Source organism: Streptomyces sporangiiformans (assembly GCF_005768555.2).
GTDB lineage: Bacteria > Actinomycetota > Actinomycetes > Streptomycetales > Streptomycetaceae > Streptomyces > Streptomyces sporangiiformans.
The window spans coordinates 1-23,689 of the sequence record NZ_VCHX02000052.1; the positions used below are offsets into that span (position 1 = coordinate 1).

General features: G+C 73.1%; 3 protein-coding genes and 2 pseudogenes. All 5 read left to right on the forward strand.

Features of this window, described 5'->3' with window-relative positions; all coding sequences use genetic code 11:
• A partial coding sequence (locus FGD71_RS04890; RefSeq protein WP_140935826.1) for a KR domain-containing protein occupies positions 1–1,137 on the forward strand: 1,137 nt, incomplete at its 5' end.
• Between the two features lie 366 nt (positions 1,138–1,503).
• A partial coding sequence (locus tag FGD71_RS48440; protein ID WP_244951197.1) for a type I polyketide synthase occupies positions 1,504–8,286 on the forward strand: 6,783 nt, incomplete at its 3' end.
• Between the two features lies 1 nt (position 8,287).
• Positions 8,288–15,735, forward strand: a pseudogene (locus tag FGD71_RS48445) (SDR family NAD(P)-dependent oxidoreductase); the annotation flags it as partial.
• Positions 15,736–15,819: 84 nt separating this feature from the next.
• A pseudogene (locus tag FGD71_RS50380) lies at positions 15,820–16,926 on the forward strand (type I polyketide synthase); the annotation flags it as partial.
• A 326-nt stretch (positions 16,927–17,252) separates the two neighbouring features.
• A partial coding sequence (locus tag FGD71_RS04900; protein ID WP_119099138.1) for a type I polyketide synthase occupies positions 17,253–23,689 on the forward strand: 6,437 nt, incomplete at its 3' end.

A 23,689-nucleotide genomic window follows, 5' to 3' on the forward strand; every position in this document is an offset into this window, starting at 1 on the left:
TGTGATGTGGCGGACCGTGCCGCTGTGGAGGCACTGCTCACCGAGGCGTGTGCGGAGGTGCCGCTGACGGCGGTGGTGCATGCCGCGGGCGTGGTGGATGACGGCGTGGTCGAGTCGTTGACGCCGGAGCGTGTGGCCGCGGTGCTGCGGCCGAAGGCGGATGCCGCGTGGGTGCTGCACGAGGTCACCCGGGACATGGATCTGTCGGCGTTCGTGCTGTTCTCCTCCTTCGCCGGCGTTGTCGGCGGGATGGGGCAGGCGAGCTACGCCGCCGCGAACACCTTCCTCGACGCGCTCGCTGGGTATCGGCGTGCCCATGGGCTTCCCGCTACCTCCGTGGCCTGGGGTCCGTGGGCCGGTGGCGGTATGGCAGCAGGGGAGATCCAGGAGCGGGCGCGGCGGGGCGGTCTGTCGCCGTTGCCGCCCGAGCGCGCGCTGGCGGCTCTGCGGCAGGCGGTCGACCACGGTGACGCGGTCGTGGCCGTGGCCGATGTGGACTGGGAGCGGTTCGGGGCCGGCGGGCGTGCCGCGTTGTTCGACGGGATACCGGAGGTACGACGCCTGCGCGAACAGCCCATCCCCGACGAGAGCGTCCCGCGAGAACACTCCGCCGAGCTTCGTCAGCGCCTCGCGCAATTGCCGGAGAGCGAACGGGCAGGCGCACTGGTGGAATTGGTGTGCGTGCATACCGCAGTCGTACTCGGATATGCGAATTCCGCGGCCGTCGACCCTGCCCGTACCTTCAGTGAACTCGGCTGTGATTCGCTGACCGCGGTGGAAATCCGCAACCAGCTGACCGCGGCCACCGGCCTGCCGCTGGCCGCCGGCGTGGTCTTCGACCACCCCACACCGGCCGCGCTCGCCGAGGAGCTGGGAGCCGGTCTCGCCGACGGCGCGGACGGCACAGGCGACTCCGCCGCCGTGGGCATGGCCGCCCTGGAGCAACTCGAAGGCGCCCTGGTCGGAGGGGTCTCCGACGACCTCGCCCGGACCCGGATCGCCGAACGCCTGCAGGTCCTCGCCGCCCGGCTCACCGGCGCGGACGCGGAACAGGACGGCGGGAGCGGCACGGCGAAGTTCGACGACGCCAGCGACGACGAACTCTTCGACTTCATCCACCGCGAGCTCGGACGCTAGCCAGGTCTGGCCGGCTCCCCCCAGGGGTCGGCCAGGCGTGGAAGAAGCAGAGGTCAGAGGGGTTATCGGGCTGTTTCGGTAGGGGCGGATAGGGGTTGTTCCCGCCGCCCCCGCGCTCATAGCGTGACAGCAATGAAAAATAGCATCGCGTGGTCATGCCCTGAATTGGAACGGGAATTCATCCCCCTTCCCGTTACTGGTGCAACCACCGGTGCGTGCGTATGCGCATTCGGCCGCTGGCGTATCGGTACCCAGCGGCATCAGGGCTGCGCGTGGCCTGCGCCGGCCACGCCGACCAAGACCCCAGCAGGGCAAGTCTCGTCGACGGCTGCGCGGATGCTGTCGGTTCCGGAGAGGTGGCTTTAGGTGGCGAACGAGGAGACACTTCGTGACTACCTCAAGTGGGTGACCGCCGATCTGCATGAAGCGCGCCGGCAGTTGCGCGACATGGAGGCCGCGAGCCAGGAACCCATCGCGATCGTGGCCATGGGCTGCCGCTTCCCCGGCGGCGTCGGGTCGCCCGAGGACCTGTGGCGGCTCGTCGCCGAAGGCACCGACGCGATCGGTGACTTTCCCGAGGACCGGGGCTGGGACCTCGAGCATCTCTACGACCCCGACCCGGGCGCCTCCGGCACCAGTTATGTGCGAGGCGGCGGCTTCATCGACGGCGCGAGCGCCTTCGACCCGGCACTCTTCGGTATCTCGCCGCGCGAGGCCCTCGCCATGGACCCGCAGCAACGACAGCTGCTCGAAGTGGCGTGGGAGACCTTCGAGCGCGCGGGCATCGACCCGCTGTCGCTCAAGGGCAGCTCCGTCGGCGTCTTCGCCGGCATCAACAGCCAGGACTACATCAACACCCTGCTCGGCGCCGACGCCGAGGGAGTCGAGGGCTACCTCAGCACCGGCAACGCCGCGGCAGTCCTCTCCGGTCGCGTCTCCTACACCCTGGGCCTCGAAGGCCCCGCGGTCACCATGGACACGGCCTGCTCGTCGTCGCTGGTGGCCCTGCATCTGGCGGTCCAGGCGTTGCGCAACGGCGAGTGCGGCATGGCCCTCGCCGGCGGTGTCACCGTCATGTCGGCGCCCGGTCTCTTCGTCGAGTTCAGTCGTCAGCGCGGGCTGGCAACCGACGGCCGCTGCAAGCCGTTCGCCGCCGCCGCGGACGGCACCGGCTGGGGCGAGGGCGTCGGCCTGCTCCTGGTGGAGCGGCTGTCCGACGCGCGTCGCAACGGCCACGCAGTCCTGGCGGTCGTCCGTGGTTCCGCCGTCAACCAGGACGGCGCCTCGAACGGCCTGACCGCGCCCAACGGCCCCTCCCAGCGGCGCGTCATCCGCCAGGCCCTGACCAGCGGCGGCCTCGCGCCGGCGGACATCGACGTGGTCGAGGCGCACGGTACGGGGACAACGCTCGGCGACCCGATCGAGGCGCAGGCCCTGCTCGCCACCTACGGCAAGGGCCGCCCCGAGAACCGTCCGGTGTGGCTCGGCTCCATCAAGTCCAACATCGGGCACACGCAGGCCGCGGCCGGTGTCGCCGGTGTCATCAAGATGGTCATGGCGATGCGGCACGGCGTACTGCCGAAGACCCTGCACGTCGACGAGCCGACCCCGCACGTCGACTGGTCCGCCGGAGCCGTCGAACTGCTGACCGAGGCCCGCCCGTGGCCCGAGACGGGACAGCCGCGCCGCGCCGCCGTGTCGTCGTTCGGCGTCAGCGGCACCAACGCGCACACCATCCTGGAGCAGGCGCCCGCTCCCGAGCCACTGGACGAGGCCGGGAGCAAGGGTGGAAACAAGGACGTGAACGAAGGCGGGAGGGAGGAGGCACACGCGAACGCCGCGGCCGAGCCCACCTCGCCGCACGCTGCCGCCGTGGTGCCGTGGGTCCTCTCGGGCCGGACCGACACCGCCGTACGCGCCCAGGCCGCGCGGCTTCGCGACCATCTGAGTGACCACCAGGACCTCTCCCCGCTCGACATCGGCTACTCGACCGTCACCACCCGCGCCGCCCTCGACCACCGTGCCGTCGTCGTCGCCACCGACCCGACGTCCACGGTGACCGCCTTCGCCGAGGGCGAGCCCGTCGCCGGTGTCGTACAGGGCGTCGCGGACCTGCGCGGCAAGGTGGTACTCGTTTTCCCGGGCCAGGGCTCGCAGTGGGTCGGCATGGCGGCCGAACTGATCGAGTCCTCGCCGGTGTTCGCGGAGCGGATGCGTGAATGTGCCGACGCCCTGTCGGCACACGTGGACTGGTCGCTGTTCGATGTGCTCGGTGACGCCGAGGCGTTGGAGCGGGTGGACGTGGTCCAGCCGGTGCTGTGGGCCGTGATGGTCTCGCTCGCCGGGTTGTGGCAGTCGCATGGCATCAAGCCCGCGGCTGTGATGGGGCATTCGCAGGGTGAGATCGCAGCCGCCTGTGTGGCTGGGGCGCTGTCCATCGAGGACGCCGCCAAGGTGGTGGCGCTGCGCTCGAAAGCGATCCTGGCGCTGTCGGGTCTGGGCGGCATGGTGTCCGTCGCCCTGCCCGTGGAGGAGGTCCGCGAGCGGCTGACCGAGAAACTGTCCGTCGCGGCGGTCAACGGGCCCTCCTCCGTGGTCGTCTCGGGAGATGTCGCGGAGCTGGATGCCCTGCTGGCCGCCTGCGAGGCCGACGAGGTGCGGGCCCGGCGGATCCCGGTGGACTACGCCTCGCACTCGGCGCATGTGGAGGCCATCCACGCCGAACTCCTTGATGTACTGGCGGGACTTGAGCCGCGTACGGCGGAGGTGCCGTTCTTCTCGACGGTGACCGCCGACTGGCTGGACACGTCGGTGATGGACGCCGAGTACTGGTACACCAACCTCCGCCAGACCGTCCGCTTCGAGGAGGCCACCAAGGCGCTGGCCGAACAGGGCCACCGCTACTTCATCGAGGCCTCCGCCCACCCGGTGCTCACCGTCGGCGTGCAGGAGACCCTGGATGCCACGGGCACCGACGCGCTGGTCCTGGGCTCGCTGCGGCGTGACGAGGGCGGCCTCGACCGGTTCGTCACCTCCCTCGCCGAGGGATGGGTGCGGGGACTGCCCGTCGACTGGTCGCCGCTGCTGGCCGGCGGGCGCCGCGTCGACCTGCCCACCTACGCCTTCCAGCACGAGCGGTTCTGGCCGACGGCCGCCGTCGGGTTCCTCGGTGATGTGGCGTCGGTGGGGCTGCGGGCAGCGGACCATCCGTTGCTGGGTGCCGTGGTCTCGCTGGCGGACGCCGACGGTGTGGTGCTCACCGGAAGGCTGTCGCTGCAGACCCACCCGTGGCTGGCCGACCACGTGGTGTCCGGTGCGGTGTACCTGCCGGGCACCGCGTTCGTGGAGCTGGCGGTACGGGCGGGGGACCTGGTCGGCTGTGACCGGGTGGAGGAGCTGACGCTGGAGGCGCCGTTGGTGGTGCCGGAGCGTGGCGGTGTGCAGGTTCAGGTCATGGTTTCGGCGGAGGAGAACGCTGGGCGGCGGCCTTTCGCGGTGTATTCACGCCCTGATGAAGAGGGTGAGGACCGGCCGTGGACCCGGCACGGCAGTGGTGCCCTCGTCGAAGGCGGGGGTGCGGCCGGGGCGGGCTTCGACCTCGCCGCATGGCCGCCGCCCGAGTCGGCGCCCATCGACGTGGAGTCCCTGTATCCGCAGCTCGCCGAGATCGGTCTCGGCTACGGGCCGGCCTTCCAGGGCGTACGAGCGGCCTGGCGGCGCGGCGACGAGGTGTTCGCCGAGGTTACCCTGCCCGAGGAACAGCGCGCGCCGGCCGCCCGGTTCGGTGTGCACCCGGCGCTGCTCGACGCGGCCCTGCACCCGGTCGGACTCGGCCTCCTCGACGTCGGAGCGGACGGTGCGCAGGCGCTGCTGCCCTTCAGCTGGAGCGGGGTGTCGCTGTACGCGACGGGCGCCACAGCGCTGCGGGTGCGGCTTTCCCCCGCCGGCGCGCGGGGCGTAGCCGTGCACGTGGCGGACGAGCAGGGTGCCCCCGTCGCATCGGTCGACGTCCTCGTGCTCAGACCGGTCGCCGACGGCGGTGCCGGACAGCCCGCGCGCGCCCACGAATCCCTCTTCGACCTGCGCTGGCGACCCGTCACCACGCCGCGGTCGGGCGGAGCCGAAGGCGACGGCGGACTCGCCGTCCTCGGCGCCGACGACCTGGGGCTGCGGTCCGCCCTCGGCTCCGACCGGTACGAGGACCTCGCCGCACTCGGCGACCGAGCCCCGGCGACCGTTCTGTGGAGCCCCGCGCGTCCGGACCTCGCCGACGGCACGGCGCTGCCCGCCGGGGTGCGGGCCGCCGCGTACGACACCCTGGAGGTCGTCAAGGCGTGGCTGGCCGACGAACGGTTCGCCGACGCGCGGCTCGTGGTGGTCACGCGGGGTGCGGTGGCCGCCGAGCCCGGCGCCGGGGTGCCGAACCTCGCCCACGCCCCCGTATGGGGCCTCGTACGGTCCGCGCAGTCCGAGAACCCGGGCCGGTTCGTGCTGCTCGACCTCGACTCCGACGGTGACAGCGGTGAGGACGGCGACAGTGTGCCCGCCGAACTGGTGCGCGCGGCCGTCGCCTCCGGCGAGCCGCAGCTCGCCCTCCGCGGTGACGCCCTCCTGGCCCCCCGCCTTGCCCGAACCGAGGCGGACGGCTCCGGCGCCGCTGCGACCGTCCCCGGCACCATCCCCGGCACCGTGCTCGTCACCGGCGCCACCGGCACCCTCGGCCGCCTGTTCGCCCGGCACCTCGTCACCGCGTACGGAGTGCGGCACCTGCTGCTCGCCAGCCGCAGCGGCGACACCGCCCCCGGCGCCGTCGAACTCGCTGCGGAACTACGCACGTTGGGCGCCGATGTGATCCTCGCGGCCTGCGACGTCGCCGACCGCGACGACCTCGCCGCGCTCCTCGCCGCCGTGCCCGCCGAGCACCCCCTGACCGGCGTCGTGCACACCGCCGGCGTCCTCGACGACGGCGTCGTCTCCTCGCTCACCCCCGAGCGCGTCGACCACGTACTGCGGCCCAAGGTGGACGCCGCCGTCAACCTGCACGAGCTGACGCGTGATGCCGATCTGTCGCTGTTCGTCGTCTTCTCGTCCGCCGCGTCCACCGTCGGCGCCGCCGGCCAGGGCAACTACGCCGCCGCCAACGCCTTCCTCGACGCGCTGGCCGCGCGGCGGCGTGCCCTCGGGCTGCCCGCGACCTCCCTCGCCTGGGGTCTGTGGGCCGAACGCTCCGCCATGACGGACCACTTGAAAGACGCCGACCTCGCCCGCCGGGAGAGCTCCGGCGCCGCAGCCCTGACCTCCGAGGACGGTCTCGCGCTGTTCGACGCGGCAATCGCCGCCGACCGGCCCGTACTCGTCCCGGTCCGCCTCGACCTGGCCGTGCTGCGCGCACAGGCCCGGGCCGGCCTGGCCGACGTACCCACCGTGCTGCGCGACCTCGTACGGGTGCCGGGGCGGCGCACCGCGGGCACCGCCGTCGACGGCGCCTCGTCGCTGGCACGGCGCCTGGCCGCACTGCCCACCGCCGACCGGGAGCGCGAGGTACGTTCCCTGGTTCGGGCGAGCGTCGCAGGGGTGCTCGGCTACGCCGGGCCCGACGCGGTCGACGACAGCCGCGCCTTCCGCGACCTCGGCTTCGACTCCCTGACCGCGCTGGAGCTGCGCAACCGGCTGAACGCTGCCACGGGCCTGCGCCTGCCCGCCACCCTGGTCTTCGACTATCCGACGCCCGCCGTCCTGTCGGGCTTCCTGCTGACCGAGCTGCTCGGCACGGGACCGCAGCCCGGCACCGTCGCGCAGCCGGCCGCGGCCGCCGACGAACCCATCGCCATCGTCGCGATGAGCTGCCGCTACCCGGGCGGCGTCAGCTCGCCGGAGGACCTGTGGCGGCTCGTCGCATCCGGCACCGACACAGTCGCCGAACTGCCCGGCGACCGCGGCTGGGACCTCGACGGTCTCTACGACCCGGAGCCGGGCCGCAACGGCACCTCGTACACCCGGTCGGGTTCGTTCGTGTACGACGCCCACAACTTCGACCCGGCGTTCTTCGGGATCAGCCCGCGCGAGGCCCAGGCCATGGACCCGCAGCAGCGGCTCCTCCTCGAAGCGGCCTGGGAGGCGTTCGAGCGCGCCGGTATCGACCCCGCGTCACTGCGCGGCAGCCGTACCGGTGTGTTCGCCGGTGTGATGTACCACGACTACTCCTCCCTCGCGTTCGGCGCGTCCGGGGAGGGCATCGACGAGGTGCTGGGCTACCTCGGCAACGGCAGCGCGGGCAGCGTCGCGTCCGGCCGGGTCTCCTACACCTTCGGCCTCGAAGGCCCCGCCGTCACCGTCGACACGGCCTGCTCGTCGTCTCTGGTCGCTCTGCATCTGGCGGTCCAGGCGCTGCGCAACGGCGAGTGCACCATGGCCCTCGCCGGTGGCGTCACCGTCATGTCGACGCCCGGCACGTTCGTCGAGTTCAGCCGCCAGCGCGGGCTGGCCGCCGACGGCCGCTGCAAGTCCTTCGCGGGCGCCGCGGACGGCACCGGGTGGGGCGAGGGCGTCGGCCTGCTGCTGGTGGAGCGGCTGTCCGACGCGCGCCGCAACGGACACCAGGTTCTCGCGGTCGTCCGTGGCTCCGCCGTCAACCAGGACGGCGCCTCGAACGGCCTGACCGCGCCCAACGGCCCCTCGCAGCAGCGCGTCATCCGCCAGGCGTTGTCGTCCGCCGGGCTCGGCCCCGCGGACGTGGACGCGGTCGAGGCCCACGGCACGGGCACGACGCTCGGCGACCCGATCGAGGCGCAGGCCCTGCTCGCCACCTACGGCCAGGACCGCGACGCCGACCATCCGCTGTGGCTCGGCTCCATCAAGTCGAACATGGGACACACCCAGGCCGCTGCGGGCGTGGCGGGCATCATCAAGATGGTCATGGCCATGCGCCACGGCACGCTGCCCAAGACACTGCACGTGGACGAGCCGACCCCGCACGTCGACTGGGCCGAAGGCGCCGTCGAACTGCTCACCGAGGCCCGCCCGTGGCCGGAGGCGGACCGGCCGCGCCGCGCCGGCATCTCCTCCTTCGGGGTGAGCGGCACCAACGCCCACGTCATCGTCGAGCAGGAGCCCGGGACCGAACCCGAACCGACGGAGCAGGCGCAGCCCNAGCCCGGGACCGAACCCGAACCGACGGAGCAGGCGCAGCCCGCGGCCGCACCGGCCGTCGTACCGTGGCTGCTCTCCGCCAAGACGGCCGAGGCACTGCGCGACCAGGCGCGCCGCCTGCGCGCCCACGCCGCCGCCTCCGGCGCCACGCCCGGCGACATCGGCCTCTCGCTCGCCACCACCCGCGCCCGCCTGGAGCACCGCGCCGTCGTGGTCGGCGCGGACCCCGAGGAACTGCTCGATGTCCTCGACGCCCTCGCCACGGGCACCCCCGACCCCCGCGTGGTGGAGCACACCGCCCAGGGCAGCGCCGACCGATCCGTCTTCGTGTTCCCGGGCCAGGGGGCGCAGTGGGTCGGCATGGCCGCCGAACTCATCGAGTCCTCACCGGTGTTCGCGGAGCGGATGCGCGAGTGCGCCACCGCTCTGTCCTCGTACGTCGACTGGTCCCTGTTCGACGTCCTGGAGGACGCGGAGGCGCTGGAGCGCGTCGATGTGGTGCAGCCGGTTCTCTGGGCGGTGATGGTGTCCCTCTCGGAACTGTGGCGTTCGCACGGGGTGCATCCGGCCGCGGTCGTGGGCCACTCCCAGGGCGAGATCGCCGCGGCCTGCGTGGCCGGGGCCCTGTCCATCGAGGACGCCGCGAAGGTGGTGGCTCTCCGCTCCAAGGCGATCCTGGCGCTGTCGGGCCTGGGCGGCATGGTGTCCGTACCGCTGCCGCTCGACGAGGTCGAACAGCGGCTGACCGACGGCCTGTCCGTCGCCGCCGTCAACGGCCCGACCTCCGTCGTCGTCTCCGGCGACGGCGACGCCCTCGACACCCTCCTGGCAGTCTGCGAGGCCGACGGGGTGCAGGCCCGCCGCATCCCCGTCGACTACGCCTCGCACTCCGCGCACGTCGAAGCCATCGAGGACGAACTCGCCGAGACCCTCGCCGGCATCCGTCCGCGCACCGCCGAGGTGCCGCTGTACTCGGCGGTGACCGGCGACCTCCTCGACACCGAGGTGATGGACGCCGGCTACTGGTACACCAACCTGCGCAGGACCGTCCGCTTCGACTCCGCCGTCCGGGCCCTCGTACGCGCCGGACACCAGGCATTCATCGAGGTCAGCGCACATCCCGTACTCACCGTGCCGGTCGCCGAAACCGTCGAGGACCTCGACGCGCAGGCCGTCGTCACCGGCACGCTCCGCCGCGACCAGGGCGGCATTCGGCGGTTCGTCACCGCGCTCGCTGAGGCCGAGACCCGCGGTGTGCCCGTCGACTGGCGCCCGCTGTTCCCCGGCGCTGCCCGCGTCGACCTGCCCACCTACGCCTTCCAGCGCGAGCGCTACTGGCTCGACGTACCCGCGGCCGCATGGCAGGCCCCCGGCGACGCCGACGAAGGCGAGCAGGAGTTCTGGGACGCCGTCGAGCGAGGCGACCTGACGGCTGTCGCCGGTGCGTTGCGCGTCGGCGAGGAGTCCCTCGGCGAGATGCTGCCCGCCCTGTCCGCCTGGCGTCAGGGCCGCCGCCGCCAGTCCACCGTCGACTCCTGGCGCTACCGCGTCACCTGGCAGCCCGTCACCGAGCCCGCGGTCGCCTCCCTCACCGGCACTTGGCTCGTCGTCACCCACGCCGACCTGGCCGGACACACCTGGCAGCAGGCCGCGCCCGCCGCCCTCACGGCCGCCGGAGCGGACGTCGTCACGCTCGAACTCGCCGGGAACGAAGGGGGCCTTGACCTGCTCACCGAGCGGATCTCCGCGGCCCTCGACGGCCGCGAGGCAGCCGGTGTGCTCACCCTGCTGCCGCTGGACGAGAGCCCCCACGCCGACCACCCCGTCGTGCCGCGCGGCGCCGCCGCCACCCTTGACCTCGTCCGCGCACTCGGCGCGCTCGGGCTCACCGCCCCGCTGTGGGCGGCCACCCGCGGCGCCGTCGCGCTGCCGTTCGACGAAGAGCCCATCGCCACCGCCCAGGCCCACGTGTGGGGCTTCGGCCGGGTCGCCGCCCTCGAGCACCCCGACCGCTGGGGCGGCCTCGTGGACCTCCCGGCCACCGCCGACGAGCGCGCCAGGAACCGCCTCGCCGCCGTACTCTCGGGGGTCGACGACGAGGACCAGGTCGCCCTGCGCACCTCCGGCATGTTCGGCAGGCGCCTGCAGCGTGCCCCCCTCGGTGACACCGCGCCCACCCGGACCTGGCAGCCCCGCGGCACCGTGCTCGTCACCGGCGGCACCGGCGCCCTCGGCGGCCACGTCGCCACCTGGCTCGCTCAGAACGGCGCCGAGCACCTGGTGCTCACCAGCCGCCGCGGCCCCGCCGCCGACGGCGCAGCCGAACTGGAGGCCCGCCTCACCGAACTGGGCGCGCGCGTCACCGTCGCGGCCTGCGACGTGGCCGACCGCGACGCGCTCACCGCCCTCCTCGACTCGCTCCCCGACGACCAGCCGCTGAGTGCCGTCGTGCACACGGCGGGCGTCGGCCAGTCGACGGTCCTCACCGACATCGACACCGCCGAGTACGCCCGTGTCGTCGGCGCGAAGACCGCGGGCGCCCAGCACCTCGACGAACTCCTCGCCGACACCGACCTCGACGCGTTCGTCCTGTTCTCGTCGAACTCCGCCACCTGGGGCGGCGGCGGCCAGGCCGCGTACGCCGCCGGCAACGCCCACCTGGACGCCCTCGCCCACCGCCGACGCGCGACGGGCCGCACCGCCACCGCGGTCGCCTGGGGCGCGTGGGGCGGCGATGGAATGGCCGCGGGCGAAGGCACCCAGGAACACCTGAGCCGCCGCGGCGTCCTGACGATGGACCCCGACCTGGCCGTGACCGCACTCGTGCAGGCCGTCGAACTCGACGAGACCACCGTGTCCGTCGCCGACGTCGACTGGGCGCGCTTCGTGCCCGGCTTCGTCTCCGCCCGCCCCAGCCCGCTGCTGCGCTCCCTGCCCGAGGCGCAGGCCGCCGCCCAGGGCGGCACCGGCACCGTCAGCGGCACGGCCGAGGAGTCAGAGCTCGTTCGCGAACTGTCAGCCGCCGCACCGGACGACCGGACACGGATGCTCGTCGAACTGGTCCGTACGAACGCCGCGGCCGTGCTCGGCTACGCCGACCCCACGGCGGTGGAGGCGGGACGGGCCTTCCGCGAGCTGGGCTTCGACTCGCTCACCGCCGTGGAACTGCGCAACCGCCTCAAGGCACGCACCGGCCTCGCGCTCTCCGCCACCCTCGTCTTCGACTACCCGACGCCCCAGGTGCTCGCCGAGCACCTGGGCGGCGAACTCCTCGGCGTGCAGGCCGGCGTGGCCGAGCCCACCGCCGCAGGCACGGCCGCCGACGACGACCCGATCGCGGTCGTGGCGATGAGCTGCCGCTACCCGGGCGGCATCGCCTCGCCCGAGGACCTCTGGCGGCTGATCGCGGCCGGCGGCGACGCCGTGGCCGCGTTCCCCGACGACCGCGGCTGGGACCTGGACAGCCTGTACGACCCCGACCCGGACGCCTCCGGCAAGAGCTATGTGCGCGGCGGCGGCTTCCTCGACAACGCCGGGCACTTCGACGCCGAGTTCTTCGGCATCAGTCCCCGCGAGGCCATGGCCACCGACCCGCAGCAGCGGCTCCTCCTGGAGACCGCCTGGGAGGCCGTGGAACGCGCCGGCGTCGACCCGGCCACCCTGCGCGGCAGCCGCACCGGCGTGTTCATCGGCTCCAACAGCCAGGACTACGGCTCCCGGATCTACGGCTCCGACGAGGCCGTCGACGGCTACCTGGTCACCGGCAGCGCCGCCGCCGTGATCTCCGGCCGCATCTCGTACGTACTGGGCCTGGAGGGACCGGCGGTCACCGTGGACACCGCGTGCTCCTCGTCGGCGACCGCGCTGCACCTCGCCTGGCAGTCGTTGCGCAACGGCGAGTGCACCATGGCCCTCGCGGGCGGCGTCACCATCATGTCGACGCCCGTGGCGTTCATCGAGTTCAGCCGACAGCGCGGCCTTTCCGCCGACGGCCGCTGCAAGGCGTTCTCCGACGACGCCGACGGGTTCGGCCCGGCCGAGGGCGTCGGCATGGTCCTGCTGGAGCGTCTGTCCGACGCGCAGCGCAACGGCCACGAGGTCCTCGCCGTCCTCCGCGGCTCGGCGATCAACCAGGACGGCGCCTCCAACGGCCTGACCGCGCCCAGCGGTCCCTCGCAGCAGCGCGTCATCCGACAGGCCCTCGCCACCGCCGGCCTGTCCACCGCCGACGTCGACGCCGTCGACGCCCACGGCACGGGCACGACGCTGGGCGACCCGATCGAGGCGCAGGCCCTGCTCGCCACCTACGGCCAGGGCCGCGACCCCGAGCAGCCGCTGCGGCTGGGCACGGTGAAGTCCAACATCGGCCACACGCAGGCCGCCGCGGGTGTCGCGGGCGTCATCAAGATGGTGCTCGCCCTGCGGCACGCCACGCTCCCCAAGACCCTGCACGTGAGCGAGCCCTCCACCCACGTCGACTGGTCGGCGGGCGCCGTCAGCCTGCTCACCGAGTCGATCCCGTGGCCGGAACTCGGCCGACCGCGCCGCGGCGCCGTGTCCGCCTTCGGCGTCAGCGGCACCAACGTGCACCTGATCCTGGAAGAGGCGCCCGAGCGCACCCGGCCCGAACTGCCCGACCTCAACGGTCAGGACGCCGAGGAGGGGCAGTCGGCGCTTCCCGTCCACATACCGGTACCGCTGTCCGGCCGCACCGAGGAAGCCCTGCGGGACCAGGCACGGCGACTGCTCGGCCACCTCGCCGGGCACCCCGGCCTCGCCCTCGCCGACCTCGGCCACACCTACGCCACCGGCCGTACGCAGTTCGAACACCGTGCGGTCGTCCTCGCCGACGGCCACGCCACCCTCACGGACGCCCTCATCGCGCTCGCCGCGGGGAACAGTACCGGCGCGCTGATCCAGGGCGTCGCCCGCGGTGAACGCCGCACCGCGTTCGTGTTCCCCGGACAGGGGTCGCAGTGGGTCGGCATGGCGGCCGAACTGATCGAGTCCTCGCCGGTGTTCGCGGGGCGGATGCGGGAGTGTGCGGCGGCTCTTTCGCCGTATGTGGACTGGTCGCTGTTCGACGTCCTGGGGGACGCGGAGGCGCTGGAGCGCGTCGATGTCGTCCAGCCCGTGCTGTGGGCGGTGATGGTGTCGCTCGCGGAGCTTTGGAGCTCGTACGGCGTCAAGCCGGCTGCCGTGGTGGGGCATTCGCAGGGTGAGATCGCGGCCGCGTGCGTGGCCGGGGCCCTGTCCATCGACGACGCGGCCCGCGTCGTGGCTCTCCGTTCGAAGGCGATCCTGGCGCTGTCGGGTCTGGGCGGCATGGTGTCGGTGGCGCTACCGGTCGAGGAGGTGCGGCAGCGGCTGTCCGAGGGGCTGTCCGTGGCGGCGGTCAACGGGCCCTCGTCCGTGGTCGTCTCGGGCGACGTCGCCGAGCTCGACGCCCTCCTCGCCTCCTGCGAGGCCGAGGAGATCCGGGCCCGTCGCATCCCCGTGGACTACGCCTCGCACTCGGCGCACGTGGAGGCCATCCACGCCGAACTCCTCAGTGTTCTTGCGGGACTACAGCCGCGTACCGCGGATGTCGCGTTCTTCTCCACGGTGACCGCCGACTGGCTGGACACCACGGTCATGGACGCCGAGTACTGGTACACCAACCTGCGCCGGACCGTCCGCTTCGAAGAAGCCACACGCGCTCTCGTCGAACAGGGCTACGGCGTCTTCGTCGAGGTATCCGCGCACCCCGTGCTGACCATGGGCGTCCAGGAGACCATCGACGACGCACGTGCCCAGGGGGCCGCCGTCGGTACCCTGCGGCGCGACGAAGGAGGGGAGCGGCGCTTCCTGGCCTCGCTCGCCGAGGCGCACGCGCAAGGCGCCGCCGTCGACTGGACCACCGTGTTCGCCGGAGCCGGCACGCTGCGCGCCGACCTGCCGACGTACCCGTTCCAGCGGCAGCGCTACTGGGTGGACGTGCCGTACTCCGCGCTCGACCCGGTCACCGCCATCGGACTGAGCGGCGCCGAGCATCCGCTGCTCGGTGCCGGAGTGGACATCGCGGGCGGCGACGGGCTGCTCTTCACCGCACTGCTGTCCACCCGTACCCACCCATGGCTCGCCGACCACGCCGTGGCCGGCGTGACATTGCTGCCCGGCACGGCGTTCGTCGAACTCGCCCTGCACGCGGCCGACCAGGTCGGCTGCGACCTCATCGAGGAGCTCACCCTCGAAGCACCGCTGGTCCTGCCGGAGCGCGGCGCCGTGCAGCTCCAGGTCGTGGTGGAGGCCCCGGACGAGACCGGCCGCCGCACGCTGGCCGTGCACGCCCGCCCGACCGACCTCACCGACGGCGGCAGCTCGTCCGAGCGGCCATGGGTGCGTCACGCCGGCGGCGTCCTCGCCCAGGCCGCTCCCACGGCACCGGCCGACCTGGCCGCGTGGCCGCCCGCCGGCGCGCAGCCCGTCGACGTCACCGACCTGTACGAGCGGATGGCCGACGGGGGTTATGGCTACGGCCCGGCCTTCCAGGGCCTGCGCGCCGCCTGGGTCCGCGACGACGAGGTGTACGCCGAGGTCGCCCTTCCCGAGGACGTGCGCTCCGACGCCGCCCGCTACGGGCTGCACCCGGCCCTGCTCGACGCCGCGCTGCACGCCTCCGCCCTGGGCGGCGTCCTGGACGACAGCGCCACCGCACGGCTGCCGTTCGCCTGGACCGGCCTGACCTTGCGGGCCACCGGCGCCTCGGTGCTGCGCGTACGCCTCGCCCGTACGGGACACGAGTCGATCTCCCTCACCGTCGCCGACGGCACCGGCACCCCCGTGGCCAGTGCCGACACACTCGCCTTCCGCCCGCTCAGCGCCGAGCAGCTGCAGGACACGGTCTCGGCCGGCGGCGCCGCGCTGTTCCGCGTGGAATGGACACCGCTGCCCGCCACGGCGCCCGCCCTGCCGGGTGGCGAGCGGTGGACGGTACTTGACGCCGACGGCACCGAACTCACCCGCACCCTCAAAGCGGCCGGCGCCACGCCCGAGGTCTTTCCCGACCTCGCCGCACTGCGTGACCACGTCCTCGGCGGGGCGCCCGCGCCCGACACGGTCCTGGTCTCCCTCACCCACGCGCGGGCGACGACGGCCGAACTGCCGAACCTGGTACGCGCCGCCGTCGCCGACGGACTCGCCCTGGTGCAGGAGTGGCTCGCCGACGAGTCCCTCGCCGCGTCGCGGCTCGTACTCGTCACCCGGCAGGCCGTCGCCACCGGCCCCGACGCGCCCGCCGACGACCTGCTCGGCTCCGCCGTCAGCGGTCTGGTCCGCTCGGCCCAGTCCGAGAACCCCGGCCGATTCGTCCTCGTCGACCTCGACGCCGACGAGCGCTCCCAGCGGTTGCTGCCCGCGGCCCTGGCCACGGGAGAGCCCCAACTGGCCCTGCACGAAGGCGAGATACGCGTACCCCGCCTCACCCAAGCCGCCCTCACGCAAGCCTCCCTCACCGAAACCACAGCCACAGCCGCGGAAGGCACCGACGAACCCGGCTTCGACCCCGAAGGCACCGTGCTCGTCACCGGCGGCACGGGCACCCTCGGCAGTCTCGTCACCCGCCACCTCGTCACCCGGCACGGCGTACGTCACCTGCTGATCGCGAGCCGCAGCGGTGCCGACGCGCCCGGCGCCGCCGCACTGGAGGCGGAACTGCGCGACGCGGGCGCCGAAGTGACGATCACCGCGTGTGACGTCGCCGACCGTGACGCGCTGGCGCGGCTGCTGGCCGCCGTGCCGGCCGCCCACCCGCTCACCGCGATCGTGCACACCTCGGGCACCGTCGACGACGGCGTCATCCCGTCCCTCACACTGGAGCGCGTCGAGCACGTACTGCGCCCCAAGCTGGACGCGGTCGTCCACCTTCACGAACTGACCGCCGCACTCGACCTCTCGGCGTTCGTGGTGTTCTCCTCCAGCTCCGGCGTGTTCGGCTCGCCGGGCCAGGGCAACTACGCCGCCGCCAACGCCGCGGTCGACGCCCTGGCGGGCCGGCTGCGGGCCGAGGGCAGGACCGTGGTCTCGCTCGCATGGGGCTTCTGGGCCGAACGCTCCACGCTCACCAGCGACCTGGACAGCGTCGACGTCGGCAGGATGGCCCGCTCGGGCGTGGTCGGCCTCTCCTCCGACGAGGGCCTCGCCCTCTTCGACGCCTCCCTCACGGCATCCGCCGCCGCAGTCGTCCCCATCGGCGTGGACTTCCCGGCCCTGCGCACCCTCGCGGCGTCGGGCACCCTGCCGCACCTGTTCCGCGGCCTGGTACGGGTACCCGCGCGGCGCCGCGCCGAGACGGGCGCCACTGCCGTCGTCGAGGACTCGTCGTCGCTCGAGCGACGGCTGGCCGGACTCTCCGCCGAGGAACGCGACGGGGCCCTGCTCGACCTGGTGCTCTCGCACGTGGCGTCCGTACTCGGCCACCTCTCCGCGAGCACCGTCGAACCCGACCGTGCCTTCAAGGAACTGGGCTTCGACTCACTGACCGCGGTGGAGCTGCGCAACCGGCTCAACACGGCGACAGGCCTGCGCCTGCCCGCCACGCTGATCTTCGACTACCCCACCCCGGAAGCCCTCGTGGCCCACCTGCGGGCCGAACTGCCCGGTGGCGGGGCGGCGGGCACGGCCCCGCTGCTCGCCGAGATTGACAAGCTGGAGTTCCTCCTTGCTTCGGTGGCGTCGGCACCCGCCGACACCGACGCCGGCGAACAGACCCGCGTCGGGGAGCGCCTGCAGGCCCTGGTGGCCCGCTGGAACGCCACCCTCGGACCCGGCGGGGACGCACCGGCCGAGGTCGACGACGACCTCGACACGGCCAGCGACGAAGAACTGTTCGACCTGCTGGAGAGCGAGCTGGGCTCCGACTGAGCCCTGCCGCCTCTCCACCACCGTTACGCCCGCCCCGTCCCACCGCTATGAGGAGCCGATGTCACATGGGGAACGGAGATAAGCTCCGCGACTATCTGAAGCGGGCCACCACGGATCTCCGTCACGCTCGCCGCAGGGTGCGCGAGCTGGAGGACAGGGACCAGGAGCCCATCGCGATCGTCGCGATGAGCTGCCGGTTCCCCGGCGACGTCGACACCCCCGAGGAACTCTGGCGGCTGGTGGCCGACGGCACTGACGCCGTGACACCGCCCCACGTCAACCGCGGCTGGGATCTGGACTCCGTCGACCCCGAGGACGCGGGTCTCCTCCAGGGCGGATTCCTGCACGACGCCGACAAGTTCGACCCGGGCTTCTTCGGCATCAACCCGCGCGAGGCCCTCGCCATGGACCCGCAGCAGCGGCTCCTCCTCGAAACGGCCTGGGAGGCCTTTGAGCGCGCCGGCATCGACCCCACGTCCGTACGCGGCGAGCGCATCGGCGTCTTCGCGGGCGTCATGTATCACGACTACGGCGCCCGTCAGATCAAGGTCCCGGAGGGCTTCGAGGACGTCGCCGGCTACCTCGGCAACGGCAGCGCGGGCAGCGTCGCCTCCGGCCGCGTCTCCTACACCCTGGGTCTGGAGGGGCCGGCGGTCACCGTCGACACGGCCTGCTCGTCCTCCCTGGTCGCCCTGCACCTCGCGGTCCAGGCGCTGCGCCGCGAGGAGTGCACCATGGCCCTCGCCGGCGGCGTCACCGTGATGGCGAGCCCCGGCATCTTCGGTGAGTTCGGCCGTCAGGGCGGCCTCGCGTCCGACGGCCGCTGCAAGGCGTTCGCCGAGTCCGCCGATGGCATGGGCGCGGGTGAGGGCGTCGGCCTGCTCCTCGTCGAGCGGCTGTCCGACGCCCGCCGCAACGGCCACGAGGTCCTTGCGGTGGTCCGTGGTTCGGCGATCAACCAGGACGGCGCCTCCAACGGCCTGACCGCCCCGAACGGCCCCTCGCAGCAGCGCGTCATCCGCCAGGCCCTCGCCAACGCCGGGCTCTCGGCCGCCGAGGTTGACGCCGTCGAGGCGCACGGTACGGGCACACCGCTCGGCGACCCCATCGAGGCGCAGGCACTGCTCGCCACGTACGGCCGCAGCCGCCCGGAGGAACAGCCGGTCTGGCTCGGTTCGGTCAAGTCCAACCTCGGGCACACCCAGGCGGCCGCGGGCGTCGCGGGCATCATCAAGATGGTCATGGCGATGCGCCACGGCATCCTGCCCCGGACCCTCCACGCCGACGTCCCCTCCACGCACATCGACTGGACCTCCGGCGCCGTCCGGCTGCTCAACGAGGCCCGGCCGTGGCCCGAGACAGGACAGCCGCGCCGCGCCGCCGTGTCCTCGTTCGGAATCAGCGGCACCAACGCCCACACCCTTCTCGAACAGGCCCCGGCGGCCGAGCCCGTCGAGGACATCGAGCGGGCTGAGGACATCGAGCGGGCTGAGGACACCGCGCTCGCCGCCGCACCGGCCGTCGTGCCCTGGCTCGTGTCCGGCCGCTCGGCTGCCGCACTGCGCGACCAGGCCGCCCGCCTGCGCGACCACCTCGCGGCCCACCCCGGTCTCGCCCCGCGCGACGTCGGCCACACCCTCGTCACCGGTCGCGCGGCCCTGGAACACCGCGCCGTGGTCATCGGCGACGACCTCATGGCCGGCCTCACCGCCCTCGCCGACGGCCTCCCGGCCGGTACGAACGTCGAGGGAACCGCCTATACCACCCGCGGCAAGGTGGCGTTCGTGTTCCCGGGACAGGGGTCCCAGTGGGTGGGCATGGCGGCCGAACTCATCGAGTCCTCACCGGTGTTCGCGGAGCGGATGCGCGAGTGCGCGGCGGCCTTGTCGCCGTACGTGGACTGGTCGTTGTTCGACGTCCTGGGGGACGCGGAGGCGCTGGAGCGGGTGGATGTGGTCCAGCCGGTGCTCTGGGCCGTGATGGTCTCCTTGGCTGAACTGTGGCGTTCGTACGGGGTGCAGCCCGCTGCTGTGGTGGGCCACTCGCAGGGTGAGATCGCCGCGGCCTGCGTTGCGGGAGCGCTGTCCATCGAGGACGCGGCCAAGGTCGTTGCGCTGCGGTCGAAGGCGATCCTGGCCCTGTCGGGTCTGGGCGGCATGGTGTCGGTCGCGCTGCCGGTGGAGGACGTGCGGGAGCAGCTTACCGACGGCTTGTCGGTGGCGGCGGTCAACGGGCCTTCGTCCGTGGTGGTTTCGGGTGATGTGACGGAGCTGGACGCGCTGCTCGCGGCCTGTGAGGCGGAAGAGATCCGGGCCAGGCGTATCCCGGTGGACTACGCCTCCCACTCCGTGCACGTGGAGGCCCTTCACACCGAACTCCTGGGTGTCCTGGCGGGGCTTGAGCCGCGTACGGCCGAGGTGCCGTTCTTCTCGACGGTGACGGCCGACTGGCTGGACACGACCGGGCTGGACGCGGAGTACTGGTACACGAACCTCCGCCAGACCGTCCGTTTCGAGGAGGCCGCGAAGGCGCTGGCTGAGCAGGGCTACCGGTACTTCATCGAGGCGTCGGCGCACCCGGTACTGACCGTCGGCGTCCAGGAGACCGTCGACGCGGTGGTCGTCGGCTCGCTCAAGCGCGATGAGGGCGGGCTCGACCGGTTCGTGGCGTCGCTGGCCGAGGGCTGGACGAGCGGGCTGCCGGTCGACTGGAGCGCGTTCTTCCCCGGCGCCCGGCGGGTCGACCTGCCCACGTACGCCTTCCAGCGCGAGCGGTTCTGGCTCGACGCGGTCTCCGCCGAGGAGACGGCGGCCTCCGCCGCCGACTCCGTGGACGCGGCGTTCTGGGAATCCGTCGAACACGAGGACGTGACGGCGCTCGCCGAGACGTTGGGCCTCGACGACGAGGCGCTGAACGCGGTACTGCCTGCGCTTTCGTCGTGGCGTCGCAACCGGAGGGACCGGGTACGCGTCGACGACTGGCGCTACGCCGTGACCTGGAAGCCCCTGGCCACCGCGCGCGGCGCTGCGACCGTGCCGTCCGGTCGTTGGCTGGTCGTCACCGGCGCGGAGGCTGCTCCGTCCGGCTACGGCGGCTGCGGAGATCTCGGTCTGGCGCGGCTTCTGGAGGAGCACGGCGCGGATGTCGTCCGCCTCGAACTCGCGGACACCGACACCGATACCGGCATGGACACCGACCGTGCCGTGCTGGCCGCGCGCCTGACGACATTGCTTGCTGAAGCTCCGGACGCCCGGTTCGACGGCGTCCTGTGCCTCTTGGGTACCGACGACACCCCGGACGAGCAGTATCCGGTCCTGTCCCGCGGCCTCGCCGGCACCGCGACCCTGACGCAGGCGCTCGGTGACGCCGACATCGACGCCCCGTTGTGGCTCGTGACGCGGGGCGCGGTGTCGGTGGGGCGTTCGGACCGGCCCGCGAGTGCCGCTCAGGCGCAGGTGTGGGGCTTCGGCCGGGTCGTCGGTCTGGAGCACCCGGACCGTTGGGGTGGGTTGGTCGATCTGCCTGAGGCGCTGGACGAGCGTGCCGGTGCCCGGCTCCTGGGCGTGCTGGCAGGGGCCGCCGGGGATGAGGATCAGCTGGCCGTACGCGGCTCGGGTGTGTTCGTACGGCGGCTGGTGCGGGCGCCGCTGGGCGATGCGCCGGCTGTCCGCTCGTGGTCGCCCCGTGGGACGGTGTTGATCACGGGTGGTACGGGTGCGTTGGGTGCGCATGTGGCCCGGTGGGCGGCGCGGAACGGTGCCGGGCATCTGGTACTGACGAGCCGTCGTGGACAAGAGGCGCCAGGCGCCGCCGAGTTGGCGGCGGAGCTCACCGAGCTCGGGGCCCGGGTCACCGTCGCCGCCTGTGATGTGGCAGATCGTGACGCGGTGGCGGCACTGCTCGCCGAGCATCCGCCGACCGCGGTCGTCCACGCCGCCGGCGTCGGTCAGTTGCACCCTCTGATGGACACCAGCCTGGAGGCCTTCGCGCGTATTGCCGACGCGAAGGTGTCGGGTGCCCGGCACTTGGACGAGCTGCTGGGCCAGGCCGAGTTGGACGCGTTCGTGCTGTTCTCGTCCAACGCCGGTGTGTGGGGCGGCGGCGGGCAGGGCGCGTACGGCGCCGCCAACGCGTTCCTCGACGCGCTGGCCGAGGACCGCGCGGCGCGCGGTCTGACCGCGACCTCCGTCGCCTGGGGCGCCTGGGGTGGCGGCGGCATGGCCGCCCAGGAGGGTACCGAGGAGCACCTGAGCAGGCGCGGTGTCGGCATCATGCCCGCCGACCTCGCCGTGTCGGCCCTGGTGCAGGCGGTGGAACACGACGAGACGTTCGTGGCGGTGGCCGACGTGGACTGGGCGCGTTTCGTGCCCGGCTTCACGGCGGCCCGCCCGCGTCCGCTCATTTCCGACATCCCCGAGGCGGCGAAGACCCTGGCGGCGGAGCAGTCCGGGCCCGCGGCTGCCGGAGCCGGTGGGTCAGAGCTGGCCGGGCGTCTGGCAGGGCTGACGGAGGCCGAACAGACCCGTATGGTCCTGGAGTTGGTACGGACGCAGGCGGCGGGTGTACTGGGATACGCGTCGGCCGACGCCGTGGAGGCGAGCCGTGCCTTCCGGGAGATGGGCTTCGACTCGCTCACCGCCGTGGAGGTCCGCAACCGCCTCGCCACGGCCACCGGCCTGAAGCTCCCCGCGACGCTGGTCTTCGACTACCCGAGCCCCACCGTGCTCGCGGAGTTCCTGCGCCGCGAGGTCACCGGCCACGCCACGGCTGCCGCCGCGGCCCCGCCCACGGCGAACGCCGCCGACGAACCCATCGCCATCGTCGGCATGGCCTGCCGCTACCCGGGCGACGTACGTTCCCCGGAACAGCTCTGGGACCTGGTGGTGTCCGGCACCGACGCGATGACCGCGTTCCCCACCGGCCGCGGCTGGGACGCCGACACGCTGTTCGGCGCGGGCACCACCGTCACGCCCGAGGGCGGATTCGTGCACGACGCCGCCGAGTTCGACGCCGAGTTCTTCGGCATCTCGCCGCGCGAGGCCATGGCCATGGACCCGCAGCAGCGCATGCTCCTGGAGACCACCTGGGAGCTCTTCGAGCGCGCGGGCATCGACCCGACGACACTACGCGGCACCCAGACCGGTGTGTTCGTCGGTACCGCCGCACAGGGGTGGGGCGCCACGGTGGCGGGTGTCGAGGAAGGGGTCGAGGGCTACCTCGTCACCGGCGATGCCACCGCCGTCATGTCCGGTCGCCTCTCCTACACGCTGGGCCTCGAAGGCCCCGCGGTGACGGTCGACACGGCCTGCTCCTCCTCGCTCGTCGCCCTGCACCTCGCCACCCAGGCACTACGGGGCGGCGAGTGCTCGATGGCGCTCGCAGGCGGTGTCACCGTGATGATCAGCCCCATGGCCTTCCTGGAGTTCAGCCGCCAGCGCGGGCTCGCCTCCGACGGCCGCTGCAAGCCGTTCGCGGAGGCCGCCGACGGCACCGGCTGGGGCGAGGGCGTGGGTCTGCTGCTGGTGGAGCGGCTGTCGGACGCGCGCCGCAACGGGCACCAGGTCCTTGCGGTGGTCCGTGGTTCGGCGGTCAACCAGGACGGCGCGTCCAACGGCCTGACCGCCCCGAACGGACCCTCGCAGCAGCGCGTCATCCGCCAGGCCCTCGCCAACGCCGGTCTGTCCCCGGCGGAGGTGGACGCGGTGGAGGCGCACGGCACGGGTACGACGCTGGGCGACCCGATCGAGGCACAGGCGCTGCTCGCCACCTACGGTCAGGAGCGGGACGGCGCGGAGCCGCTGCGGCTGGGGTCGGTGAAATCCAACATCGGCCACACACAGTCGGCTTCGGGCGTCGCCGGAGTCATCAAGATGGTCATGGCGATGCGGCACGGGGTGTTGCCGCAGAGCCTGCACATCGACCGGCCTTCGACGCAGGTCGACTGGTCGGCGGGGGCCGTGGAACTGCTGACCGAGAACATGCCGTGGCCCGCCACGGACCGTCCGCGTCGGGCGGCTGTGTCGTCGTTCGGGGTGAGCGGTACGAATGCGCACACCGTCGTCGAGCAGGCCCCGGACGTCGACGCCGACGCCAACACGGGCGCCGACGCCGACTCAGACGTGCCCCCCGCCGGCACGGCTCCCGGGGGAGTGCTGCCGTGGGTCCTGTCCGCCAAGTCCGAGACCGCGCTCAGGGCCCAGGCGGAACGGCTGCGCGTCCACCTCGACGCGGGCCTCTCACCGCTCGACGTGGCGTACTCCCTCGCCACCACCCGCACCGCCCTGGAACACCGGGCCGTCGTCATCGGCACCGACGAGGAGGCACTGCGGAACGGGCTCGACCGCGTCACCGAGGGCGAGACGGCGGACGTGCTCATGGGGACGGCGCGCCGGGAAGGGCTGACGGCGGTGCTGTTTTCGGGGCAGGGGTCTCAACGGGCGGGTATGGGCCGGGAGTTGTACGAGGCCTTCCCCGTGTTCGCGGAGGCGTTGGATGCGGTGTG